Source organism: Domibacillus robiginosus (genome assembly GCF_000966195.1).
In the GTDB taxonomy this organism is placed as follows: Bacteria; Bacillota; Bacilli; order Bacillales; family Domibacillaceae; genus Domibacillus; species Domibacillus robiginosus.
Map to the genome: position 1 here is coordinate 65,235 of NZ_LAHL01000038.1, position 23,105 is coordinate 88,339.

The following is a 23,105-nucleotide window of genomic DNA, read 5'->3' on the forward strand; positions in this document are numbered from 1 at the left end:
AAAAAATGAGAAAAAACAATGTAACGAAAGTTCTGTCGTTAAAAGCTTTGCTTGCTTCTATGATGCTCATGACTGCCTGTTCAAACGACGGAGAGGATGCGGCCAATTCAGCAGAGTACGATCCAAATTCAAAGCTTGAGGTCAACTGGACAGCCATTCTTCACGCGCCTTCTCCGCCAAGCGGTGACGTGTTAACAAAACTTGAAGAGCACACAAACGCGGATATTAACTTTAACTGGGTGCCGGATGCCTCGAAAGAAGAAAGAATGACAGCTGCTCTTGCTTCAGGAGAGCTTTCCGATATCGTTTCCCTGACGATGATGACCAACTCTTCTGTTCGCCAGTCATTAAAGACTGGTATGTTCTGGGATGTAAGTAAGTACCTAGATGACTATGAAAACTTGAAGCAAATCCCTAAAGAAGTACGAGACGCAGCTTCTATCGAAGAGGTTTTGTACGGTGTGCCGTTTCAAAAGCCACTTGCCCGTTCAGGCCTTGTGATCCGGAAAGACTGGCTGGATAATCTCGGGATGAAAGAGCCGACAAACTTACAAGAGCTTTATGAAGTGGCCAAGGCTTTTACTGAAGAAGATCCAGATGGAAATGGAAAAAAAGATACCGTTGGATTTGGTGACCGGAGTGATTTGCGTTACAGCAGCTTTAAATTGCTTGCTTCTTATCACGGTGCGCCAAATGGATGGAAAGTGGAGAAAGATGGAACTTTCACACCGGAATTTGAAACAAAAGAATATATGGACGCACTGAAATACTCCAGAGATCTTTATAAGAATGGATACTTATCTCAAGACTTTGCTGTAACAGCGAAAACGGACCAGCAACAAAAATTTGCGCAGGGAAAAACAGGTATTTATACAGGTATGATTGACATTTTGAACTTAAAAAATCTGTCTCAAGGCCTGCAGGACGGCTTAAAGCTTGTTCCAATAAACAAGATTGCCGGTCCGGACGGGGAATATCATGTATGGTCTGAAAACACAGGGGTAGGCGGGCTGCTTGCGTTTCCAAAATCCGAGGTAGAGTCCGAAGCGGAACTGAAACGGCTGCTCCAATTTGTAGATGACTTAATTGACAAAGAGGCTTATATGCTCATGACAGGCGGTATTGAAGGAAAGCATTATGAACTGGGTGAAAATGATGCATTGAAAATCATAGATACGGACTTATGGCAAAAAGAAGTTCAGCCACTTTCCAGTTCGCGTCCAAGCGAAGTGACACATGAAATCGTAGACGCCGACCCGGATAAACAATTAGCGAATGAACTAGTCGTTGAAAACGACAAATTTGCGGTCATTGATCCGACAGTGCCGCTTGATTCAGCTACAGCGAATGAGCGTGGAACGGAGCTAGAGAAAATCATTACTGATGCTGCCGTTAAATACATTATGGGTGATCTTGATGACGCTGGCTTTAAAGAGGCTGTTAAAAAATGGCGTGAGTCAGGCGGAGATCAAATAGCGAAAGAATACGCAGAAGCCCATAAAGCAGCCGAGTAATGGAATAAGAATTCAGGCTGCCCGCAAACGCTCGCTTTCAGCGCCCTTGCCGGCTGTAAATGCAAAAGGTCACTCCGCTTCCTAGCCGGCCGTATTCCTTGAAAGGCGAGCGTTTTCAATAAGCCTGCTTTCTAACTTTGCTCACAAGCTCAAGGAAGGTCAGTTCCTTCCTTTTCAAATAACGGAGAGCAGCCGGAAAGGAAAAGAAACGTGAAAACAAATACATTGTTAACGATTCAAAATCCTATTTTAAAAGGATTTAACCCTGATCCATGTATTGTTCGTGCGGAAGAAGATTTTTATATCATTACCTCCACATTTGAGTGGTATCCGGGTATTCCGGTTTACCATTCACGTGATTTAGTGAATTGGCGGCATTTGACCAATGTGTTAACGCATCATATCCACTTTGAAGGAAATCCGGATTCAGCCAGTGTATGGGCACCTGCATTAAGCTATAGGGATGGGCTGTTTTACCTCGTGTATACAGATGTAAAGCGCAGCAAATACCCGTTTAAAGATGCACACAATTACGTTGTGACAGCCGAAGACATAACGGGTCCCTGGTCAGAGCCTGTTTTTCTAAACAGCGGAAATTTTGACCCTTCCTTATTTCACGATGAAGATGGACGGAAATGGTTTTTAAATGTGCATTGGGATTATCGGATTGAAGGACGAAATAAGTCAGCGGGCATCGTGATGCAGGAATATTCAGTGGATGCAAAAAAATTGATAGGGCCAATTCATCATATTTTTGATGGAACAGACTTAAGAAAAACGGAAGCGCCGCATATTTACAAGCACAACGGCTGGTACTATTTAGTGACAGCCGAAGGTGGAACGGGAAGCACACATGCTGTCACGGTAGCAAGAGCAAAAGATATCACCGGTCCATATGAAGTAGATCCGCTTAATCCGATGATGACATCTGCTCATGATGAGTCGCTTCCTTTGCAAAAGGCGGGACACGCAAGTCTTGTAGAAACGCAAACAGGAGAATGGTTTATCGCGCATTTGTGCAGCCGGCCGGTACACGGGAAGTACTCGATTCTTGGCCGGGAAACGGCTCTGCAGCGAGTGCATTGGACAGATGATGGCTGGCTCCGTCTTGCATCCGGCGGGAGGGAAGCACAAGTGGAGGTTCAAGCGCCAAATTTACCAGCCCATCCATTTGAACCGGACGAAAATCAACATGATGATTTTGATGAAGAGGCCCTGCACCCGGTATGGAATACACTGCGCATTGCCCCTGACGACTCGTGGTGCTCGCTGCTGGAGAAGCCGGGATACTTATCAATTAAAGGCGGAGAATCTCTTCATTCGCTTCACCATCAGCATTTGATTGCAAGACGCCAGCAGCATGTTTGTTGTGAGGTTGAAACGGCGGTTGAGTTTGAGCCGGACTCGTTTTTGCAGATGGCGGGACTCGTCCTTTACTACAACACAGATAATTATGTATATACGTTTATTTCTCACGATGAAGAAAAAGGAAAATGTTTAAGTGTAATGAAATGCGTATGGGGCGAATTTGAAAAGCTTGATATATGTTTGCCGCTGGCTGGCGAACAAACCAAAATAAAGGCGAGTATACAGAGCGATCAAGTTTTTCTTTTCTATGCGGATGATACAGGTGAATGGAAAGAGGTATCCGACTCTATTAGTATTGCCCACCTGTCAGATGAAGGAAACGGATTTACCGGCAACTTTGTGGGTATGTGTGTGCAGGATATGAGAGGGACGGCTATAGCAGCCGATTTTGACTATTTTTTATACAAGGAGCTGAACGGGTAATGGCAACAGCAATTCAAACAGCAGACTGGGCAAAAAAAATGACGGAATCGACTATGGCACGGCGTCCGCTTCTGTCAGACGGTGTACAAAACGATAAGTGGTCATACGATTATGGAGTCGTATTAAAAGGAATTGAGCTCGTTTGGCGAAAAACGGGTGATGCGAAATATCTGGAGTACATGAAAAAAAATATGGATGCGTTCGTTGGTGAAGACGGCAGCATTCGCCATTATGAAATGGAAGCGTTTAATATCGATCATATCAACAACGGCAAAGTCCTGCTGACATTATATAAAGAAACAAACGAACCAAAATATAAAAGGGCAGCCGATCTGCTGCGCCAGCAGCTTGAAGGGCATCCGCGTACATCCGAGAATGTGTTTTGGCACAAAAAAGTGTACCCGTACCAAATCTGGCTGGATGGTTTATATATGGGGGCACCTTTTTATGCGGAATACGTCAGGGAGTTTGGTGAATTGGACGAGTTTGATGACATTACCAGACAGTTTATACTTTGTGTGAAAAACACAAAGCATCAGGAAACGGGCTTGCTGTATCACGCCTTCGATGAGAAAAAAGTACAGCCGTGGTGCGATAAGGAAACAGGTCTTTCTCCAAATTTTTGGGGGCGTTCCATGGGCTGGTTTGTAATGGGTCTTGTAGACACGCTCGCCATTTTGCCCGGAAACCATAAGGATCGCGACAAGCTTGTGCTTATTCTCCAGGAAACACTGCAGGCGCTGAAAAGCGTACAGAGTGAAAGTGGTGTCTGGTACCAGGTACTTGATCAGCCGGAGCGAAAAGGGAACTACCTGGAAGCTTCCTGCTCCTGCATGATTGTGTATGCAATTGCCAAAGGAGTACGGCTTGGCTATTTGGACCAGGTGTGGATGGAGACGGCTAACCGAGCTTATGAGAGCATCATTAATGAATTTATTACTGTTACAGCAGACGGACTGGTAAATTTAAATAAAAATTGCCAGGTAGCTGGGCTCGGCGGACCGGACCAGCGTGACGGCACCTTTGAATATTATATTAGTGAACCGATTATAACCAATGACTTAAAAGGTGTTGGCGCTTTTATTTTAGCTGCGGCGGAAATGGAAAATCAATAACGAAAGGGGAAGAATAGATGGAAACGACTGCGGCAGCTTATGCATTTAATATTGAGAATTTCGGTGCAAAAGGAGACGGGCAAACACTAAACACAAAAGCTATCAAGCAAGCAGTAGAAGCATGTGCAAAAGCGGGAGGCGGCACGGTTTACGTGCCGGCCGGTCGCTTTTTAACAGGAGCCATTCTGTTAAAAAGCAATATCACCCTCCATCTGGACGCAGGTGCAGTTCTCTTGTTCAGCACCAATCCAGACGAGTATCCGGTTGTGCATTCTCGATGGGAAGGTGTGAACCGTGATGTGTATGCTTCGTGTATTTATGGGGAAGACATTGAAAACGTGTCGGTGACAGGACAGGGAACACTGAATGGGAACGGTGCATTCTGGTGGGATCTTTTTTCGAAAAAAGAAAACAAGTATCCGCGTCCGAAGCTTGTCAGCTTTGACCGATGCCGGCGTGTACTCATCTCTGGCGTAAAAATGGTCGATTCACCTAGCTGGACCGTTAATCCTATTCGATGCGAGAACGTAACGATTCATAATGTTTCAATCATAAACCCGAGTGATTCCCCAAATACAGACGGCATTGATCCTGAATCATGCCGGAATGTGCGTATTTCAGATTGTCATATCGATGTGGGTGATGACTGTATTGCGATCAAATCGGGAACAGAAGATTCTCCAGAGAGGATTCCTTGTGAAAACATTACAATTACAAACTGTACGATGATTCACGGCCATGGAGGTGTGGTGCTCGGAAGTGAAATGAGTGGAGATATCCGCAATGTCACTGTAAGCAACTGTGTATTTGAAGGAACAGACCGGGGCATCCGCTTGAAATCACGGCGTGGACGCGGTGGTGTAGTCGAAGACATCCGTGTTAGTAACATCGTCATGAAAAACGTCATCTGTCCCTTTATTGTGAATGCTTATTACTTTTGCGGGCCGCGTGGTAAAGAAAAATATGTTTGGGATAAATCACCATACCCCGTAACGGAAGAAACCCCGGCATTTCGCCGCATTCATTTTTCAGACATTACAGCACGGGAAGTAAGCGCAGCAGCTGGCTTCCTGTACGGGCTGCCGGAAATGTACGTGGAGGATGTAACATTTAGCGACGTTTCAATTGCGATGGCCGAAGACGCAGAGCCAGGCATGCCGGCAATGATGTCCCAGCTTGAGCCGATGAAGCAGCGCGGCTTTTACTGCGGAAATGTGCATGATGTCTCGTTTCACCGGGTAACAATCAGCAATCATGATGGACCAGCTTTTTATGTAGAAAACGGCGTAGATGTTTCCGTAACCGATTGCCGCGTAAAGGGACCGAAATCTGAAGATCCGATGGTTGTCGAGAAAAATGAGTAAAGAAAAAAAACGGGACCAGCTTTTATCACTGCTCGGAGATTTACCCGAGCGTAAGGGTGTATTGGCAACAAAGCTGAAGGAAGAAGAACGGGAACACTATATTCTGGAATACTTGCTTCTGAACTTTGGAGAAACAGAAAAGGTGCCGGCTTATTTTGTCCGCCCGAAACGTGCACAAGGACAGCAGCCGGCTGTTTTGTTTAACCATTCACACGGCGGGCAATACGACCGGGGAAAAGCAGAGCTGCTTGAAAGCAGTCCATATCTTCAAAATCCGTCCTTTGCCGAAGAGCTGACCCAAATGGGCTACAGCGCGTTATGCATGGACATGTGGGGGTTTGGTGAGCGCCAGGGTAAAACGGAAAGCGAACTGTTCAAAGAAATGCTTTGGAACGGGCAGGTGATGTGGGGCATGATGCTGTATGACAGCTTATGCGGCATCGATTATTTAACGTCGAGAGAAGATGTGGACAACTCTCGGATCGCTACCCTCGGCATGTCGATGGGCGGCTTGATGGCATGGTGGCTGGCCGCGTTAGATGAGCGTGTTCGTGTTTGTATCGACATTGCTGCCCAGGTGGATGCGCAGTCGCTCATCCGCCAGCGCGGCCTTGATCATCATGGCTTTTATTCGTACGTACCGGGCCTGTTAAAAACTTTTGAAACAGCCGATATACAATCTCTGATTGTGCCGCGTCCTCACTTAAGTCTTGTGGGAGACCAAGACCGGCTGACACCTTATGACGGTCTTGGCGTAATTGATGAACGATTAAAAGTGCTTTACGAAAAAGAGGGAAAGTCAGCCCATTGGCGGATGAGCCGCTATCCCTGCGGCCATAAAGAAACAGCCGGTATGCGCCAGGAGCTGCGTATATTTTTACAAAACTACTTGTAGGAGGCCAATATGATCATTGTCGCAAAAGATGGTAGCGGCGCCTTTACAACCATACAGGAAGCGATCGACAGCATTCCAGAAACCAATATGGACCGGGTAGCCATTTACATTCAGGATGGCGTGTATAACGAAAAGCTTTTTATCAATAAACCGTTTGTCTCCTTGATCGGTACATCACCAGATCGAGTAGTCATTACGTATGGGGATCATGCGAAAAAGCGCATGCCGGATGGAAAGCCGATGGGTACATTTTCTTCCTACAGTATATTTGCGGGCGGAGATGACTTTACAGCCGAAAATATTACATTTGAAAACAGCGCCGGCTGTGGAAAAGAAGTTGGCCAGGCGGTGGCTGTATACGTAGAAGGCGACCGGATGATCTTTCGCCGCTGCCGATTTACCGGAAGTCAGGACACCTTGTTTACGGGGCCTCTTCCGCCTAAGCCAATTGAAGGAAACACCTTTGGCGGCCCGATGGAAGGAGAGAAAAGAAAAAAGGGGCGCAGCTTGTTCCAAAACTGCTACATTGAAGGAGATATTGATTTTATTTTCGGCTCGGCCACTGCTGTATTCCAGTCATGTGAAATATTCAGCCTGGACCGGCAGGAGGAAACAAACGGTTATATTACGGCAGCCTCCACTCCGGAAGGGCAGCCATTCGGCTATGTTTTTCTGGACTGCCGTTTAACGAGCGAGGCAAAACCGGAAACGGTTTATTTAGGCAGACCATGGCGTGATTTTGCCAGGACGGTTTTTATCAACTGCTGGATGGGAGCGCATATTAAACGGGAAGGATGGCACAACTGGGATAAAGCCCAGGCTGAAACGACTGTTTTTTATGCCGAGTACGGAAGCAGAGGGCCGGGCGGCAATAGGAACAACCGGGTTGAATGGGCAAAGGAATTATCCGCCCAGGAAGCCAGCTTGTATACACCAGAGCATATTTTACATTTAAAGGAATGGCCGTCATTTGTGCCACAAGAAAAAACAGCCAAATAGCATTGGCTGTTTTTTCACTGAACCACCTCACTGTCTGTTAATTCGATATGGCCCTCCCCCCAGGCACACATTGCATCTAAAATAGGGCGGAGTGACCAGCCGTAGTCTGTTAAAGAATAAACGACCTTTGGCGGCACCTGCTCAAATACGTTCCGGTTTACAACACCGTCTGATTCAAGCTCACGCAGCTGCTGCGTGAGCATTTTTTGTGTGATCCCCGGCATTAATTTTTTTAATTCACTCGTGCGTTTTTCTCCTTTGATCAAATGGCACATGATGACAACCTTCCATTTTCCACCGATTACGTCGAGGGTAGCTTCTACTGGAATATTGTAAGCCAACACGTTTCCTCCTCTACAGGCACTAAAAAGTACCTACATTACTTTAAAGTGCGTACTTTTCTTTTTCTTTAAGTGATCTCATAATAGCATACACAGGAACGAAACAAAAGATCATTAATGATGGTAGGTACTAAAAAGTGCCTACCATATAAAAAAGCATGTATATATTACTGTAGATGCTATGCGGCGTCGTGATCTTTAGAAAGAAACGGCAAGGGCCCGCCGCTCTTACACACAAGGAGGAGAAAAATGAGTCATATACTTCAAGCGGCATCCAAACAGGAGGCCGCTTCAAAAAATCATTCGCTTGCTTTATGGGCACTGGCTGTTAGTGCATTTGGAATTGGAACAACTGAATTTGTACCGGTAGGACTGCTTGCATCCATTGCAGATGATGTAAATATCGGCATTACGCTGGCTGGATTATTAATCTCCGGCTATGCGATCGGGGTAGCAATTGGCGCACCTGTGCTGACTGCCCTGACAAATCGAGTAAACCGGAAAACCCTGCTGATCTCTCTTATGGTTCTATTTATTATAGGAAATGTGGTCGCTGCCACATCTGTTTCTTTTGAGCTGCTGCTCGTTGGGCGCTTTATTACGGCTTTCTCGCACGGTGTCTTTTTTTCAATCGGCGCCACGATTGCCGTTCAGCTGGTGCCGCCTCATAAAAAAGCGAGTGCTATTGCACTCATGTTTACAGGCCTCACAGTAGCTACCGTAACGGGGGTCCCGCTCGGTACCTTTATTGGACAGACGTTCGGCTGGCGGGCCACATTTTGGGGCGTAGCATTGCTTGGTGTTCTGGCCATTGCAGCAAGTGCCTTTTTAATCCCCAAAAATTTAAAACAGTCTCCGCCGGCTAAGTTTTGGGATATGCTTCGTCTTTTGACAAATAAGCATATTGTAAGAGGGCTCGCGATCACTGCTTTAGGATACGGCGGCACATTTGTCGCTTTTACGTACTTAACACCTATTTTGCAGGAGGTTACAGGCTTAAAATCTGGTGTAATCAGTATTATTCTGCTTGTCTACGGTGCTGCAGTGGCGGCGGGCAACTGGGCTGGCGGCAGACTCGCAAATGATAACCCTGTTCGTGCCCTGTTTTGGATGTTTATCGCACAAGCAGCTATTTTAGTCAGCCTTTCTTTTATGCTGCCTTTTAAAACAGCAGGCTTGATTGGCGTCATGCTTATGGGACTGCTCGCCTTTATGAATGTGCCGGGTCTTCAGCTGTATGTTGTTCAGCTGGCGGAGAAATATGTACCTTCTGCTGTAGACGTTGCCTCGGCTTTGAACATTGCCGCTTTTAATATCGGCATTGCCATCGGCGCAACGATAGGAGGGATCGTCGTCAATTCCATTGGCCTGATTCATACACCCTGGGTTGGCGGTATTATGGTGATGCTGGCGGTTCTGTTAACAGCCGTTTCATTAAAGGTTGAAAAGCCGTAACATAGGCGGACGTAATGGAATAGGTAAAAGGGAAATCAAACAAAAAAATAATGGAGGAAATCTTATAATGAATATACAAAGCACCTTTACTTTAAATCATGGGGAAAAATCAATGCCCTGGGTTGGCCTTGGTGTGTTTCAGGTCGAAAACGGCGAGACAGTGGCAGCTTCTGTAGAAGAAGCCATTGTACAAGGGTACCGCCATATCGATACAGCAGCCGTTTATGAAAACGAAGAAGGCGTAGGAGAAGGAATTCGCCGCGGGATGGAGCGTGCCGGCATTACCCGGGAGCAGTTGTTCATCACTTCTAAGCTGTGGAATGCTGACCAGGGCTACCAGCGTACGCTTGAAGCTTATCAGAAAAGTGTAGCCCGACTGGGTCTTGACCAGCTTGATTTGTATTTGATCCACTGGCCAGTTGAAGGTCTGTTTCCAGAAAGCTGGCGTGCCCTTGAACAATTGTTTAAAGAAGGAAAGGTCGGTTCAATTGGTGTCAGCAATTTTCAAATTCACCATATAGAAACGCTGCTTCAAACGGCGGAGATTACGCCAGCTATTAACCAAGTCGAGCGTCATCCTCGATTAGTGCAGGAAGACCTTAAACAATATCTTGTACAAAAAAATATTCAGCCCGTAGCATGGGCACCATTAATGCAGGGTGGTATTTTCAGTGAGCCTGTTTTAATGGAGATAGCAGAAAGTCTTGGCAAAACGGTTGCACAAATCGTGCTGAAATGGCATCTGCAAACAGGCTGGGCAGTCATACCGAAGTCTATTAAAAAGCACCGTATTCATGAAAATGCAGATTTATATGATTTTGAATTGAATAATGAACAGGTAAAGGCCATTCATAAAATGGACCAGCATCATCGTGTAGGGCCTGACCCTGATCATTTTGATTTTTAAAGAAACGTTTTATAAAAAACCAGCCTGAAACGGATTCAGGCTGGTTTTTTTACCGATATACTTTTTCTAAGTCATGAAGTTTTTTGTCTAAAAAGAAGTTACCAAATGGAATAAATGCCACAATCACCGAAAGAATCGGCCAGGTCAGCTTCCAGCGGGTTTTCAGCGTAACATACGCAATGATCAAGCAATAGGTAACAAACAGGGCACCATGAATAGAGCCGACAATGCTGACCGCTTCTGGGATATCAAACCAGTATTTCATTGGCATAGCGATAAACAAAAGAACAAGCAGCGAAATCCCTTCAAAATATCCTGCGAAACGCAGCTTGCCAACGGTTGTTTTTAACATAAAAGCCTCCTATATAAAAGAAGATCGTTTCTTTAAAGATACCGGATACATAGATAGATTTCACCCCTTTTTTGCTTATGTTCACGAGATTGTCGTCTTTATCTGAAAAATAGATTGTTGAAAGAGAAAAAATAGTGTATTCTTTAATTAATAATGAGAATCATTATTAATTAAAGGGGGCTCATCATGCCAGAGCAGGATATATATGATGTTACAATCATTGGTGGAGGTCCGGCCGGTTTATATTCCGCTTTTTACAGCGGACTTAGAGGAATGAAAACGAAAATTATTGAATATCAGCCTCGACTGGGCGGAAAAATTCATGTTTACCCGGAAAAGCTGATCTGGGATATCGGCGGCTTAACGCCAATTACGGGAGACCAATTGATCAAGCAATTGGAGCAGCAGGCGCTGACATTTAACCCAGATGTCGTTTTAAATGAAAAAATAGAGCGTATACAAAAAAACAATGAAGGCATATTTGAGCTGTTCACCGCTTCCAAAACAGCTCACTTTTCAAAAACGGTCATTGCCGCTGTCGGAAGCGGAATATTGAATCCCCAAAAGCTGCCGATTGAAGGAGCAGAGCGATTTGAAGTCACCAATTTACATTATGTTGTGCAGTCAATCAAGAAATTTAAAGATAAAACGGTTGTCATTTCAGGCGGCGGCAACTCGGCGGTTGACTGGGCAAATGAGCTCACGGCTGTAGCGGAGAAAGTATACGTCGTTTATCGAGGTAATGCTTTAAAAGGCCACGAAGCGCAGGTTGAACAGTTGATGAATAGTTCGGCCATTTGTTTGATGAATGAATCAATTACAAAATTGATCGCTTCGTCCAATGGAGAAAAAATCAGCCAAATTGAGCTGACAAACAGTATCACAATGGACAAAACCATTTTATCGGCAGATGAAGTCGTTATTAATCACGGCTTTGACCGAGATTCTACACTTTTGCAAAACAGCAGCAGTTTAGATATAAAGCTTGAAGATGATTTTTACGTAGCCAGCCGGCCTTCAGGTGAATCTTCGGTCCCTGGCTTTTTTGCAGCGGGAGATGTGCTAAAGCACGATGGAAAGCTTCATTTAATTGCCGGGGCTTTTCAAGACGCGGCCAATGCCGTTAACAGAGCCAAACAATTTATTGACCCTGAGTCAAGAAGCAGCGCCATGGTCTCTTCTCATAACGATGTGTTCAAAGAAAAAAACAAGAAAATTATGCAAAAACTGATCCAGCAATAAAGAAAAATATAAGGTTAAACTGTTCAGGAGGATTCAACAATGTCTATCTTTACACGTAAAACGAAAGCAATGTCCGTTTGCCTGCTGGCATCTTCCATCGCGCTGGCTGCCTGTGGAAGCACACAGGAACAAGGAGCAGAAAACAATGGAGCGGCGGAAAGTACACAGGAAGCATCAGAAAAAACAGAACATACACTAACAGATGCAATGGGAAATGAAGTGACAATTCCAGCGAATCCGGAGCGGGTACTGGCTTCATATTTAGAAGACCCATTAACGGCTTTAGGCATTACCCCGGTGGCGCAATGGTCTGTATCCGATGGAACAAGCGTTCAGGATTATCTGCAGGATTCTCTCCAGGATGTGCCGACTATTCCGCATGACCTGCCATACGAGGCTGTTGCCAGTGTAAAGCCGGATTTAATAATTATGGACTCTCCTTCGATGGTGGAAGGCGGAAAATATGAGCAATACGCTAAAATTGCTCCTACATATGTGATCGGCGAGGAACTAAATAATGACTGGCGGGAAGAATTACTGACGGTTGGAGAAATTTTTAATGAAGAAGAAAAGGCGCAAAGCGTATTGGACGAATATGATCAAAAAGCAAAAGAAGCAAAAGAACAAATCGCAAACGCAATTCCTGGTGAATCTGCTGCTGCGGTATGGCTGATCAATAAGCAATTTTTTATGGTAAGTGAAAATTTGTCAAGCGGAGACGTTCTTTATAATGATTTAGGGATTGCTGTACCGAAAGTGGTTTCAGAAATATCTAAAACTGATGACGCCAACTGGCTGTCGATCTCAATGGAAAAGCTGGCTGAACTGGATGCAGATCACCTTTTCTTGATCAACAGCGATGGAGAGAGCGCGAACGAATTACTTCAAGATCCGCTTCTACAGAATATTCCTGCTGTAAAAAACGGAAATGTTTATGAATTTGGTGCAAAAGAAAGCTGGCTGTATACAGGAGCTGTAGCTAACAGCCAGATCATTGATCGTGTTTTAGAAAGTGTTGCAAAGCAAAAATAATAGCAGTGGACGGATCGTCTTTTGAACAAAGACGATCTTTCCTGTTTAAGTCAGTGTTTCTTCACTGTGTATGAGGGGGATTTTTTTTGGTTTTTCATCGATTTCGCCGAAGCGGCATCGATAATAGAGAGGGCGCTGTTCAAAAATCCAGACCCTTCGCCGCTTCAATTATTTTAGCAGCTGGTTTGTTTTTGCTTGTTGTGCTGACAGGAGTGTCTATCGCATACGGTGCGGCAGATATTCAAGTCAGTACCGTATGGAACAGTTTTGTTCATTTTGATCCAGCCATTGCGTCTCATCAAATTATTCATGAACTTCGAATGCCAAGAGCGGTGGCAGCAGCTGCAGCAGGCGCTTTTTTAGCTGTTTCCGGAGCCATTATGCAGGGAATGACCCGAAATCCGCTAGCTTCTCCATCTATTATGGGTATTACAGCTGGTTCTTCGTTTGTGCTGGCTCTTGCCTTTATCTTTGATGCACACGCTTCTCCAAACAAGCTGGTATTCTGGTCATTCGTTGGTTCAGGGCTTGGAGCATTTCTTGTGTTTGGTATTGGGGCTTTGTCAAAAAGAGGGCTTACACCTGTTAAACTTGCACTGGCTGGCTCTGCCGTTACAGCCCTTCTCACATCGGTATCATCTGCCTTGGCTATGCATTTTGATGTGGCGCGGGATCTTAGCTTCTGGTATGCGGGCGGGGTAGCCGGAATCAGGTGGGAAAGCGTGCGTGTCGTGCTTCCTATTGCCGTCGTCGGCCTGGCTGCTGCCATGCTTATTTCAAGATCGATTACGGTACTCAGTCTGGGAGAAGAAGTAGCGAAGGGTCTGGGGCAAAAAGTAAAGCTGGCAAAAGTGTCTGGTCTGCTCGTCGTTTTATTGTTGACGGGAGCCGCTGTTTCATTAGCAGGAGTGGTCGGCTTTGTAGGACTGGTTATTCCGCATATTACCCGTTTCTTAGTAGGAGTGGACTATCGATGGATCATCCCCTGTTCCGCTGTTTTAGGAGGTCTCCTTTTAATAATGGCAGACATTATGGCCAGAATGATCAATCCGCCATTTGAAACACCATTAGGAGCTGTAACGGCACTTGTTGGTGTGCCGTTTTTCCTTTATCTTTCACGTCGCGAAGGAGGAGGCACCCGATGAAGTATTCACAGAAACGATCTCAGCGGACAAGCAAAATCGCGGCTGTTCTTCTTCTATGCCTGGCTCTGACCTTTCTTATTAGTTTAAATACGGGTTTAATTCAAATAGCTCCAATAGATGTTTTTCGTTTATTAATTGGAAGCGGAAGCGAGCAAAATGCAGTCATTTTATTTGATTTTCGTCTGCCTAGAATGGTCATTGCGCTATTGATTGGTGCAGGCATCGGCATTTCTGGAGCTATTTTACAAGGGATATCCCGAAACGAGTTAGCAGACCCGGGCATATTAGGGATCAATGCCGGCGCTGGTTTTGCGGTGATTCTCTTTATTTTTTATTTCCAGGGAAATGCAGCATCAGCAGGTGCAGCGATCTGGGTTCTTCCCCTTTTCGCTATGCTGGGTGCTCTTTTAGCCGGGGCATGTACTTATCTTTTTGCCTGGAAGGGAGGCGTTTCGCCAACGAGGCTCGTCCTATCCGGCATCGGTGTAAATGCCGCTTTTGCCGCGCTCATTATCGTATTTCAATTGAAAATGGACCCGAAAAACTTTTCACAGGCTATTGTATGGCTTTCTGGAAGCATTTGGGGAACGAATTGGGCGTATGTTTTAGCTGTATTCCCATGGATTTTAATTCTTATTCCCTATACAATTTACAAATCCAGATATTTGAACGTGCTTTACTTGGGCGATGAACTGGCTAAAGCACTTGGAGTTCGGATAGAGAAAGAAAGAAGGAAGCTATTGATCACGTCTGTATTACTTGCAGGCACCTGCGTCGCTGTTGGCGGCGGAATTGCCTTTTTAGGATTGGTAGCGCCCCATTTAGCCCGGAGGCTGGCAGGCCCGCGGCATGAACATTTTCTACCGGTAACCGCTTTGATTGGTGCTCTGCTGCTTTTAGCAGCAGATGTTATCGGCAGAGTCATTTTAATGCCGACAGAAGTGCCGGTTGGATTAGTTGTATCGGCACTCGGGGCTCCTTACTTTATTTATTTGCTTATTAAGATGGACTAAACCAATAATGCTAAAAACTGTGTCACATTAACGATTAACTTCATAGAAACAGAAAGCTAAAAACCAGCTCAGAAGCTATCTGAGCTGGTTTTATTTATTGTTTAAGCTGGCTGCCAGACGACAAGCTTCGCTTTATGAAACCGCTGTTCAGCTTCCTTCCAGTTTACGACGTTCCACCACGCGTCCACGTATTTAGCACGCTCATTTTGATATTGAAGATAATAGGCGTGTTCCCAAACGTCTAAAACAAGCAGCGGAATCACATCCCATTGACTGAGGTTTTGATGCTTTTCGGCCGTTAAAATCTCCAGGCGGCGCGCACGCGGAGCCCAGACCAAAATCGCCCAGCCGACCCCTTCCACGTTTTTAGCCGCTTCTGAAAAGTGCCGTTTAAACGCATCAAAACTGCCAAAAGCGTTTGTGATCGCCTGGTTAAGCTCTCCGGTCGGTCGTCCGCCGCCCTTTGGGCTCATTACCGACCAAAAAATGGTGTGCAGGTAATGGCCGGCACCGTGAAAAGCGGCTTCACGCTCCCAGTGTTTAATGAGGCTGAAATCACCGCTCCGGCGTGCTTTTTGCATTTCTTTTTCGGCTTTGTTCAGTCCGTCTACGTAACTTTGATGATGCTTATCATGGTGCAGCTTCATAATTTCGGCTGAGATCGCCGGCTCTAAAGCATCATAAGGGTAAGGGAGCGGAGGCAGGCGGTGCCCGCCGATCGGAACGGCCCGTTCATCGGCCTTGTTTTCCTGTTTAGCGGATGACGGCGGCCGTAATAAGCCGGGAAGCTGATTGTATAAAGCAGCTGCCTGGCTGCTTAAAGAGAGTGTATCAACTGATTGTTCATTTTCTGCATCTTTTTTTAAAGAAAGGAATGCAGCTTCCCACTGATCCAACGCTTTTTTATCGGCTGCCACTGCTTTTTCACGAATCAATTTCCATTGCTGCTCTACGTTCTTACACCAATTCAACAGGGTTGCCCGGTAGGCTTTTTCATGTGAAAACACTGCCCATACCTCCTTCATTTGCCTTTTAACAGCCTATGAGCAGGAGGAGAGCAGTGTTCACATAAAAACGGGTATTTATTTGTATCTCGCTTTCATAAGGCGCATAGAATTCAGCACAACAATCAAAGTAGAGCCAACATCGGCAAATACAGCCATCCAAAGAGTCAGCCATCCCGGCACGATCAGTAACAGGGCAAGAAGTTTTAAGCCGAAGGCAAAGGCAATATTCTGTTTGATGACCTGAAGCGTTTTGCGGCTGAGCGCGATCGTGTACGGCAGCTTTTCTAAATCATCTGCCATCAGCGCTACATCCGCTGTTTCTAGGGCTGTATCTGTTCCCGCACCACCCATCGCAATACCAACTGAAGCGCTGGCGAGTGCTGGGGCATCATTGATACCGTCACCAATCATTGCAACATGTCCGTGCCGGGCGCGGAGGGACTTGATAGCGCCGAGCTTATCCTCCGGCATTAATTCTGCCTGTACATCTGTTACGCCGAGCTGTCTGCCGATAGAAGCGGCAGCTGCCCGATTATCCCCTGTCAGCATCACTGTTTTTTGAATGCCAAGACTGGCAAGCTTTTGCACAACAGACAAGCTGCTTTCACGAACCTGATCGGCTGCGGCAACATAGCCTTTTATTTCCTGGTCTGTTCCAACAAGCATCACCGTTTTTCCTTCTGCCTGAAGCGATGCAACGGCTTGATGCACCTCCTCGGTCATAACCGCTCCCTCTTTAAAAAGAGCCGGGCTGCCGATATAATAAGTTATTCCGTCCAGGATGGCTTTTGCGCCTTTTCCGGTCAGCGACTGAAAATCATCGGCTGAAAGCAGCGGTACTCTCTCTAAAGAAGCTTTCCGCAAAATAGCCGAAGCAAGAGGGTGCTGCGAAAAGGTTTCAAGAGAAGCAGCTACAGATAAAAGTTCCTGTTCGCTCAGGTCAGAAAAGGAGACAATGTCCGTCACATCCGGCTTTCCTTCTGTTAAGGTGCCGGTTTTATCAAATGCCACTACTTTTAAGCGTCCTGTTTCTTCTAGATGAATACCACCTTTGATTAAAACGCCGTTTTTTGCCGCGTTTCCAATCGCGGTTACAATGGCAACGGGAGTAGAAATGACAAGTGCGCAAGGGCAGCCAACGACAAGAACGGCAAGGCCGCGATAAATCCATTCCTGCCAGCCGCCGCCCATAAACAGCGGCGGAAGTACGGCGACCAGTAAGGCGATTGCCATAATGGCCGGTGTGTAATATCTGGCAAAGCGGTCGACAAACGCTTGAGATGGCGCGCGTTCAGCCTGTGCTTCTTCGACTAAATGAATAATTTTAGCGATCGTTGTGTCTTCGGAAAGCTTTGTGACGCGCACTTCTAAAAACCCTTCTTCATTGAGGGAGCCGGCAAATACTTCAGCGCCTTCTTCCTTGGACACCGGAATGGATTCACCCGTGATCGCCGCCTGGTTAATGGATGAACGGCCGCGAATAACCTCGCCATCCATGGCAACCTTTTGTCCGGGCTTCACGATCATAATATCTCCGATTTGAATATCTTCAACAGCCACTTCAAATTCACTGCTGCCTCGTTTAATCAGCGCTGTATCCGGTGCAATATCCATAAGAGAGCGAATAGACTGGCGGGCTTTATCCATGGAATAGCCTTCTAGTGCTTCGCTTAGAGCAAAGAGAAAGACAACAACAGCGCCTTCACCCCATTCACCGATGATAGCTGCGCCAATGATTGCCACAGTCATCAGCGTTTTCATATCAAATTCAAAGCGAACAAGATTTTTCAGCCCGACTTTAAATAAATCAAAGCCGCCGATTAAAATCGAAAGCGCAAAAATCGCAATTGTTACCGGACTGTTTTCGCCAGCGGAAAAAGTGGAAATATAACCGAGAATTAAAAAAAACAGCGATACCATCGTATTTTTATTTGCACGCTTTTGCCAGAAAGGAACCCGCTCTTCCTTTCTTTTCTCGCGCTCGGGATATACTTTAATTCCGTCAAACGCACCGGCAGCTTCTAGCTGTTCAACCGAAGCATCGCCAATGATTGCGACCTTTGAGGCACCAAAGTTCAGCTGAACATCTTCTACTGATTGGATATCACGAATGTTTTTTTCAAATTTGGCCGCACAGTTGGCGCAGGACAATCCTTGAAGACGATATACATGCTTCTTTTCTTCACTCATGTTCTTCATTCCTCTCTCGAATGTTCCATGGCAATGCTGACAAGCTGGTGAACGTGGTCATCTTTAACAGAGTAATACACCATTTTTCCTTCTTTCCGATACTTGGCAAGCCCCATATTGCGGAGCAGGCGTAAATGATGAGAGGCGGTGGCAGTGGTAGAACCAATGATTTGAGCAACATCACAAACGCACAGCTCTTCTTCGATTGTCAGTGCGTATACAATTTTTAAGCGGGTTGCGTCGGACAGGGCTTTAAAAAGCAGCTCTACACCGTTAACGTCATTTATCTTCGGCTGGACTCGAGTGACGACTTCTCCGTTAAAACAATCGGTTTCACACGCATCGTTTGGTAATTTTACGCTTGTTTTTTCGGTCATTTCAGCACCTCATTCAAATAGTTGTTTGATTGTATATTTTTAGTGTATGCGCGGGTTGGAAAAAAGTCAATCAGACATTCAAATGATTATTTGAATATAAAAGAAAAAGTAACACGTTATGTTATATACTTAGATGATATTTTTATTGGCAAGGCTAGCAGAAATCGGTGTCGGCTGCCTGAGCGGGATCTGGCTGAGAGAAGGAAAGCCATTTGTCTGGAGAGCAGCTTGCGGTGCGGCTCTTGTCCTTTATAGCACCATTGTCACATTTCAAACCTTTTCATTATTCGGATGCGTATATGCTGTTTGTTTTGTGGGAATGGAAGAGAATCAGAAACACCACATTTATTATGACTGGGCTGGGGCAGCGATCTGTCTCGAGGGCATTGCCATTAGGCTGGGGCGCCTTGTCAATAGGACGAGCACGTTAAGGCCGCCTTTGTTCAGAAAAGGCGGCTTTGACGTTCATTTAAGATAAAGTGGTTGTTGGGCGGGCAGCTTTCCTGGGACGGGCAGCGTGAAACCATTGCGAGCAAAGAAAAATAACGAGCACAAGGTCAACTGCGTCACCCCCGTAGTACATAAGCATGCTGCCGGCTTCTGCCTGTATCGAAGAAACACCCGCGGGGGGATGAGCATAAAGAAATTTCGATAAAATGCTGTGACCGGCGAGTGCCAGCAAAAGCACAGCAGCGCGAAAGCGAAAGCGCCTACGAAAGGGTGCCGGATCAATGCACAGGATCGAGGCAGTAAAAACATAGCCAGCCAGAAACACATGTAAATGAACAAACACATGAGCAAGCACATTTTCCTGCATGAGGGTATATAAGCTTGTTGTATAAAGAAGCCAGAGTCCACCAATATTTAACACCAGCGCTGCAGCCGGATTTGTTATAAAAAGAAGCGGCCGGCTTTGGAGCAAACGGGACAGCAATCGAGCCTGCTGCACAGGGAGCGTTCGCAAAAAAAGAGTCATGGGTGCGGCCAGTGCCAGAAAAAGAGGCGCCAGCATACCGAGAAGCAGATGGACCGTCATGTGAGCCACAAAGTCCGTATGTGCTTTTTGGGCTACAGGTCCCATAACAGCTGCAAGAGAACACAAAACACCGGCTATCCATAAAGCCGTACGGGAAGCCGGCCACGCTTTTCGTCGTCTCGAACGAAAAGCAGCCCAGACGTACAAGCTCAGTACTATGATAAAGGGTACAGCCAGCCAGGGAGAAGCGGATAAGGTCATTTGCATGTGATGCTCATTATGCATCTCTATCACCCTTTTTTGCACGGGTAGCAAGCACTGCTCCTACAATAATCATTAAAACAGCGCTTATGTTCCAAACGAGATCATACAGCCAGACATTCTCCACATAGCGGATTTGATGAAGACGCATCACCTTGTGCTGAATAACGCCATCATAAAGCTGGAACACACCGGCTCCAAGCAGAATTCCTCCAAGCCACTTTTTACGAACAAGTTCCTGACGGCGCCGGAGATCCGCGAACAGAAACAGCCCTCCTACAGTGGCAAACCAGCTGAATGCATGAAAAAATCCATCGGAAACGAGTCCGGCACTTGTTGTAGATTGATCATAAAAATGATGCCAATGAAGCAGCTGGTGAAATACAGCTTCATCGAAAAAAGCAACGAAACCTACGCCGAATAAAAAACCAGACCATAGATTGCGTGCGGAAAAATTCGAAGAGCCGCGTATATTTCTGGACTGATCGTTCATAATAAACCCCTTTCTACCATTTATGTGTGAATCTAATCTGTTTTGTTGTACCCATAAGCTGGAATGTTCATTCTTTTATAACAAAATTATTTCTCCTAAAAGAAACCATATCTCTTCGGAAGAAAGAAAGAGAATGATATAATGGAAATATTCAGAAATCAAAAAGGGTGAAATTAATGGCGCTTCTTCACTGTCAGTTTTACTCCGACGTTTTACAGTTAAGTACATCAATGACCGTAATTCTTCCACAGCAAACCCACTCACAAATCGGCATGCAAAGTAAAAAAACGAGCAGCAAGCATCAAACACTTTATTTGCTTCATGGACTAAGTGACGATGACACAACATGGACACGCCGGACATCGATCGAACGGTATGTGGCACCCCATGGGCTGGCTGTTGTAATGCCGCAGGTGCATCACAGTTTTTATACCGATATGGCGTATGGGAGCCGGTATTGGACGTTTTTAACGGAAGAACTACCTGTGGTGGCCCGCTCTTTTTTTCCATTATCAGACGCACGCGAAGACAATTTTGTGGCAGGGCTTTCAATGGGCGGCTATGGCGCACTTAAATGGGCACTGTCACAACCGGAACAGTTCATCGCCGCTGCCAGTTTATCCGGAGCAGTTGACATTGTAAGCCGGGTAGAGGAAAGCGGCCGTGATCGTTTGTTTGAACTTGTTTTTGGAGACGGGCAGGTGGCCGGAACAAAGCATGATCTGTTTGCACTGCTGGAGGCAGCACAGCACTCCTCCTTAAAGCCGGCTTTGTACCAATGCTGCGGCAGGGAGGATTTCTTGTATGAAGATAACGTTCGCTTTAAGGAAGCATGCGAAAAAACATCCTTTGATTTAACGGTACAATTTGATTCAGGATCACATGAATGGGGGTACTGGGACCGAACCATCCAGGATGTGATCAACTGGCTTCCACTGAAAAAATAACTGTCTGGGGGAGGAACGCTATGTCAACAGCACGCGTTATCACGGGAATTTGGAGAAAGCATGAAGAGACAAAGGAAAATCCGAAAGAATCCTCGCTTAAAACCCGCTATTACCGGAAAAGCCGGGAAACACTTATTAACGATATAAAAAAAATTGTGCAAAATGGTAAATTCGCTGGGTGGGCGCTTTTGAATGAGGATGTAGTCAGAGGAGAAATTATGCTTGAAAAGGGTGCCTACGGTATGGTGATCACCATCTACAAAATTACGCCTATGCAGTCTGCGATTGATGTCTATTGTTCAAAAGAAGGCATGCTTGGCGACTTTGGAAATAGCTACCGGTACATTCTTGAATTTTTCAATGCACTCCGAACAGAAGCAGAGCCGGAATCCTGAAGGGGAAAACAGCTGGATGAATCCAGCTGTTTTTTTATGTGATCTTGCATTGAAATTTAAATAAGCGCTACAATGTACGAAATTAGATCCCAAGAAAGAAGGTAGCAGGATGGCAACTATTTTAGATGTCGCAAAGCGAGCTGGTTTATCGAAAACGACGGTATCGCGTGTCATCAACAATCAAGATTATGTATCCGAAGAAAATCGTGCACTCGTGCTGCAGGCAATGAAAGAGCTGGACTATCATCCGAACCCCGCCGCCAGAAGACTAAGAGGACAGCTGACGATGACAATCGGAGTATTGGTTCCATCTTTCACTGATCCCTTTTTCGCCTCCCTAACCGCAGCCATTGAGCAAACGGCTTATGAGAATGGATACAAAACAATGATATGCCAGAGCAGCGGAAGCAAGGAAAAAGAGATCTCTTTTTTAAATTTGCTGAAAACGAAGCAAGCAGACGGCATGATCATCACAGCTATGGAAAACGATTGGAACGACATTCAGCCATTTACGAAGCATGGACCAATTGTACTGTGTGATGAATATATTCAGGAGCCATCTGTGCCTGTTATCAAATTCGATCAATCAAACGGAACCTATTTGGGTATTCAGCACTTAATTCAAACAGGCCACCATAAAATTGGATATTGTACAGGCGCTCTATTTGCCGAACGGGGAAAAGATAAAGAGCGCAACCAGGGGTATCAAAAAGCGATGGCTGAAGCGGGGCTTTCCATTAATCCAGCTTGGATCTTTGTTGATCGATATACCGCTGAAGACGGAAAACAGCTGCTTACGCATATGATGGATATGGAAGATCGTCCAACAGGCATTTTTACTGGAAGTGATGAAGTTGCGGCCGGTATACTTGAACAAGCAAATGAACTGGGAATTCGAATTCCTGAGGAAATGGCTGTGATCGGATTTGGTGACCGGCCTTTTGCTGAATGGTCCCACCCGAAACTGACTACCATCCGACAGCCCATGGAGAGCATGGGTCAGAAAGCGGCCCAGTTCATAATCGATAGTCTTCATAGCGGAGATGTCATCATGGACCCATACGAGCTGCCGAGTGAAATCATTATCCGAAAATCTACTTAATTGCGGGGTTTTTTCTCGCATTTTTTTAAAAAACGCTATGGGAACGATACCAACGCTGATTTTATAGGGGTTATTTTATTAATAATAGTTTATTCCAATTTATTGAAAAAAGGACAAAAGGGGGTGTTTTATTAACGTTGGGAACGATACCATAAGCGTTAAATAAAGAATTAAGCTATTTTTAGTGGTAGA

Annotated in this window: 23 protein-coding genes; 16 read left to right on the top strand and 7 right to left on the bottom strand. The window is 45.6% G+C overall.

Features of this window, described 5'->3' with window-relative positions; genetic code table 11:
• Positions 1-5: 5 nt before the first annotated feature.
• From VP97_RS16850 to VP97_RS16875, 6 genes are all read left to right on the top strand, one after another.
• Entirely contained in the window at positions 6-1,514 is a 1,509-nt protein-coding gene (locus VP97_RS16850; RefSeq protein ID WP_050183240.1) for an extracellular solute-binding protein, read from the top strand.
• Between the two features lie 210 nt (positions 1,515-1,724).
• Positions 1,725-3,305: a glycoside hydrolase family 43 protein gene (locus VP97_RS16855; RefSeq protein ID WP_245629918.1), complete on the top strand. Its 1,581-nt coding sequence runs from the start codon at positions 1,725-1,727 to the stop codon at positions 3,303-3,305.
• On the top strand, positions 3,305-4,420 hold the full coding sequence (locus VP97_RS16860; RefSeq protein WP_050183241.1) for a glycoside hydrolase family 88/105 protein: 1,116 nt from the start codon (positions 3,305-3,307) through the stop codon (positions 4,418-4,420). Before VP97_RS16855 ends, VP97_RS16860 begins: the two co-directional genes overlap by 1 nt.
• 17 nt (positions 4,421-4,437) lie before the next feature.
• Positions 4,438-5,784 carry a glycoside hydrolase family 28 protein gene (locus tag VP97_RS16865; RefSeq protein ID WP_050183242.1) on the top strand — a complete coding sequence of 449 codons (1,347 nt, stop codon included), beginning with the start codon at positions 4,438-4,440 and terminating at the stop codon, positions 5,782-5,784.
• Positions 5,777-6,679 carry a dienelactone hydrolase family protein gene (locus VP97_RS16870; RefSeq protein ID WP_050183243.1) on the top strand — a complete coding sequence of 301 codons (903 nt, stop codon included), beginning with the start codon at positions 5,777-5,779 and terminating at the stop codon, positions 6,677-6,679. Before VP97_RS16865 ends, VP97_RS16870 begins: the two co-directional genes overlap by 8 nt.
• A 9-nt stretch (positions 6,680-6,688) precedes the next feature.
• Positions 6,689-7,678, top strand: coding sequence for a pectinesterase family protein (locus VP97_RS16875; protein WP_082220409.1), 990 nt, complete (start codon positions 6,689-6,691; stop codon positions 7,676-7,678).
• A gap of 14 nt (positions 7,679-7,692) precedes the next feature.
• Here the strand turns inward: VP97_RS16875 and VP97_RS16880 are convergent, their stop codons facing one another.
• On the bottom strand, positions 7,693-8,022 hold the full coding sequence (locus VP97_RS16880; RefSeq protein WP_172656800.1) for a winged helix-turn-helix transcriptional regulator: 330 nt from the start codon (positions 8,020-8,022) through the stop codon (positions 7,693-7,695).
• A gap of 246 nt (positions 8,023-8,268) precedes the next feature.
• Between VP97_RS16880 and VP97_RS16885 the strand changes: the two genes are divergently transcribed.
• Together VP97_RS16885 and VP97_RS16890 are read left to right on the top strand one after the other, a co-directional pair.
• Positions 8,269-9,474, top strand: a complete 1,206-nt coding sequence (locus VP97_RS16885; RefSeq protein ID WP_050183245.1) for an MFS transporter — start codon at positions 8,269-8,271, stop codon at positions 9,472-9,474.
• A 67-nt stretch (positions 9,475-9,541) separates the two neighbouring features.
• Positions 9,542-10,381 carry an aldo/keto reductase gene (locus tag VP97_RS16890; RefSeq protein WP_050183246.1) on the top strand — a complete coding sequence of 280 codons (840 nt, stop codon included), beginning with the start codon at positions 9,542-9,544 and terminating at the stop codon, positions 10,379-10,381.
• Between the two features lie 49 nt (positions 10,382-10,430).
• On the opposite strand, the gene VP97_RS16895 is transcribed toward VP97_RS16890, so the two are convergent.
• The gene (locus tag VP97_RS16895; protein ID WP_050183247.1) at positions 10,431-10,733 is read right to left on the bottom strand and encodes a DUF3817 domain-containing protein; all 303 of its coding nucleotides are present in this window, start codon (positions 10,731-10,733) and stop codon (positions 10,431-10,433) included.
• A gap of 186 nt (positions 10,734-10,919) precedes the next feature.
• Here VP97_RS16895 and VP97_RS16900 point away from each other — a divergent pair, with 186 nt between their 5' ends.
• The 4 genes from VP97_RS16900 to VP97_RS16915 all read left to right on the top strand — a co-directional run bounded on the left by VP97_RS16900 (position 10,920) and on the right by VP97_RS16915 (position 15,165).
• Positions 10,920-11,975, top strand: a complete 1,056-nt coding sequence (locus VP97_RS16900; protein WP_050183248.1) for an NAD(P)/FAD-dependent oxidoreductase — start codon at positions 10,920-10,922, stop codon at positions 11,973-11,975.
• A gap of 39 nt (positions 11,976-12,014) precedes the next feature.
• Positions 12,015-13,007, top strand: coding sequence for an iron-hydroxamate ABC transporter substrate-binding protein (locus tag VP97_RS16905; protein WP_050183249.1), 993 nt, complete (start codon positions 12,015-12,017; stop codon positions 13,005-13,007).
• Positions 13,008-13,093: 86 nt separating this feature from the next.
• Positions 13,094-14,152, top strand: a complete 1,059-nt coding sequence (locus VP97_RS16910) for a FecCD family ABC transporter permease (RefSeq protein WP_050183250.1) — start codon at positions 13,094-13,096, stop codon at positions 14,150-14,152.
• A complete protein-coding gene (locus VP97_RS16915) occupies positions 14,149-15,165 on the top strand; it encodes a FecCD family ABC transporter permease (protein ID WP_050183251.1) in 1,017 nt (338 codons plus the stop codon). The genes VP97_RS16910 and VP97_RS16915 overlap by 4 nt, the downstream gene beginning before the upstream one ends.
• Positions 15,166-15,266: 101 nt before the next feature.
• On the opposite strand, the gene VP97_RS16920 is transcribed toward VP97_RS16915, so the two are convergent.
• The 3 genes from VP97_RS16920 to VP97_RS16930 form a co-directional block, all read right to left on the bottom strand.
• A complete protein-coding gene (locus VP97_RS16920) occupies positions 15,267-16,172 on the bottom strand; it encodes a superoxide dismutase (protein WP_245629919.1) in 906 nt (301 codons plus the stop codon).
• Between the two features lie 75 nt (positions 16,173-16,247).
• Positions 16,248-18,371, bottom strand: a complete 2,124-nt coding sequence (locus tag VP97_RS16925) for a heavy metal translocating P-type ATPase (protein ID WP_050183253.1) — start codon at positions 18,369-18,371, stop codon at positions 16,248-16,250.
• Complete coding sequence (locus tag VP97_RS16930) at positions 18,368-18,739, bottom strand: ArsR/SmtB family transcription factor (RefSeq protein ID WP_050183254.1); 372 nt, start codon at positions 18,737-18,739, stop codon at positions 18,368-18,370. The genes VP97_RS16925 and VP97_RS16930 overlap by 4 nt, the downstream gene beginning before the upstream one ends.
• Before the next feature lie 145 nt (positions 18,740-18,884).
• Between VP97_RS16930 and VP97_RS16935 the strand changes: the two genes are divergently transcribed.
• Positions 18,885-19,217 carry a YnfA family protein gene (locus VP97_RS16935; RefSeq protein ID WP_050183255.1) on the top strand — a complete coding sequence of 111 codons (333 nt, stop codon included), beginning with the start codon at positions 18,885-18,887 and terminating at the stop codon, positions 19,215-19,217.
• Here VP97_RS16935 and VP97_RS16940 read toward each other — a convergent pair.
• The gene (locus VP97_RS16940; RefSeq protein WP_050183256.1) at positions 19,209-20,000 is read right to left on the bottom strand and encodes a cytochrome c oxidase assembly protein; all 792 of its coding nucleotides are present in this window, start codon (positions 19,998-20,000) and stop codon (positions 19,209-19,211) included. The two genes, VP97_RS16935 and VP97_RS16940, sit on opposite strands and share 9 nt — an antisense overlap.
• Complete coding sequence (locus tag VP97_RS16945) at positions 19,993-20,469, bottom strand: DUF2243 domain-containing protein (protein ID WP_050183257.1); 477 nt, start codon at positions 20,467-20,469, stop codon at positions 19,993-19,995. Before VP97_RS16945 ends, VP97_RS16940 begins: the two co-directional genes overlap by 8 nt.
• Positions 20,470-20,645: 176 nt before the next feature.
• Between VP97_RS16945 and VP97_RS16950 the strand changes: the two genes are divergently transcribed.
• The 3 genes from VP97_RS16950 to VP97_RS16960 all read left to right on the top strand — a co-directional run bounded on the left by VP97_RS16950 (position 20,646) and on the right by VP97_RS16960 (position 22,913).
• Positions 20,646-21,416, top strand: a complete 771-nt coding sequence (locus VP97_RS16950) for an alpha/beta hydrolase (protein WP_050183258.1) — start codon at positions 20,646-20,648, stop codon at positions 21,414-21,416.
• A 20-nt stretch (positions 21,417-21,436) separates the two neighbouring features.
• Positions 21,437-21,811 carry a hypothetical protein gene (locus tag VP97_RS16955; protein ID WP_050183259.1) on the top strand — a complete coding sequence of 125 codons (375 nt, stop codon included), beginning with the start codon at positions 21,437-21,439 and terminating at the stop codon, positions 21,809-21,811.
• A gap of 109 nt (positions 21,812-21,920) precedes the next feature.
• Positions 21,921-22,913, top strand: coding sequence for a LacI family DNA-binding transcriptional regulator (locus VP97_RS16960; protein WP_050183260.1), 993 nt, complete (start codon positions 21,921-21,923; stop codon positions 22,911-22,913).
• The last annotated feature ends 192 nt before the right edge of the window (positions 22,914-23,105 follow it).

What these genes read in the sequence shown, in the direction of transcription:
- VP97_RS16850 (WP_050183240.1), top strand. Translation starts at nt 6, where the DNA reads ATGAGAAAAAACAATGTAACGAAAGTTCTGTCGTTAAAAGCTTTGCTT.
- VP97_RS16860 (WP_050183241.1), top strand. Translation starts at nt 3,305, where the DNA reads ATGGCAACAGCAATTCAAACAGCAGACTGGGCAAAAAAAATGACGGAA.
- VP97_RS16865 (WP_050183242.1), top strand. Translation starts at nt 4,438, where the DNA reads ATGGAAACGACTGCGGCAGCTTATGCATTTAATATTGAGAATTTCGGT.
- VP97_RS16870 (WP_050183243.1), top strand. Translation starts at nt 5,777, where the DNA reads ATGAGTAAAGAAAAAAAACGGGACCAGCTTTTATCACTGCTCGGAGAT.
- VP97_RS16875 (WP_082220409.1), top strand. Translation starts at nt 6,689, where the DNA reads ATGATCATTGTCGCAAAAGATGGTAGCGGCGCCTTTACAACCATACAG.
- VP97_RS16885 (WP_050183245.1), top strand. Translation starts at nt 8,269, where the DNA reads ATGAGTCATATACTTCAAGCGGCATCCAAACAGGAGGCCGCTTCAAAA.
- VP97_RS16890 (WP_050183246.1), top strand. Translation starts at nt 9,542, where the DNA reads ATGAATATACAAAGCACCTTTACTTTAAATCATGGGGAAAAATCAATG.
- VP97_RS16895 (WP_050183247.1), bottom strand. Translation starts at nt 10,733, where the DNA reads ATGTTAAAAACAACCGTTGGCAAGCTGCGTTTCGCAGGATATTTTGAA.
- VP97_RS16900 (WP_050183248.1), top strand. Translation starts at nt 10,920, where the DNA reads ATGCCAGAGCAGGATATATATGATGTTACAATCATTGGTGGAGGTCCG.
- VP97_RS16905 (WP_050183249.1), top strand. Translation starts at nt 12,015, where the DNA reads ATGTCTATCTTTACACGTAAAACGAAAGCAATGTCCGTTTGCCTGCTG.
- VP97_RS16915 (WP_050183251.1), top strand. Translation starts at nt 14,149, where the DNA reads ATGAAGTATTCACAGAAACGATCTCAGCGGACAAGCAAAATCGCGGCT.
- VP97_RS16925 (WP_050183253.1), bottom strand. Translation starts at nt 18,371, where the DNA reads ATGAAGAACATGAGTGAAGAAAAGAAGCATGTATATCGTCTTCAAGGA.
- VP97_RS16930 (WP_050183254.1), bottom strand. Translation starts at nt 18,739, where the DNA reads ATGACCGAAAAAACAAGCGTAAAATTACCAAACGATGCGTGTGAAACC.
- VP97_RS16940 (WP_050183256.1), bottom strand. Translation starts at nt 20,000, where the DNA reads ATGCATAATGAGCATCACATGCAAATGACCTTATCCGCTTCTCCCTGG.
- VP97_RS16945 (WP_050183257.1), bottom strand. Translation starts at nt 20,469, where the DNA reads ATGAACGATCAGTCCAGAAATATACGCGGCTCTTCGAATTTTTCCGCA.
- VP97_RS16950 (WP_050183258.1), top strand. Translation starts at nt 20,646, where the DNA reads ATGGCGCTTCTTCACTGTCAGTTTTACTCCGACGTTTTACAGTTAAGT.
- VP97_RS16955 (WP_050183259.1), top strand. Translation starts at nt 21,437, where the DNA reads ATGTCAACAGCACGCGTTATCACGGGAATTTGGAGAAAGCATGAAGAG.
- VP97_RS16960 (WP_050183260.1), top strand. Translation starts at nt 21,921, where the DNA reads ATGGCAACTATTTTAGATGTCGCAAAGCGAGCTGGTTTATCGAAAACG.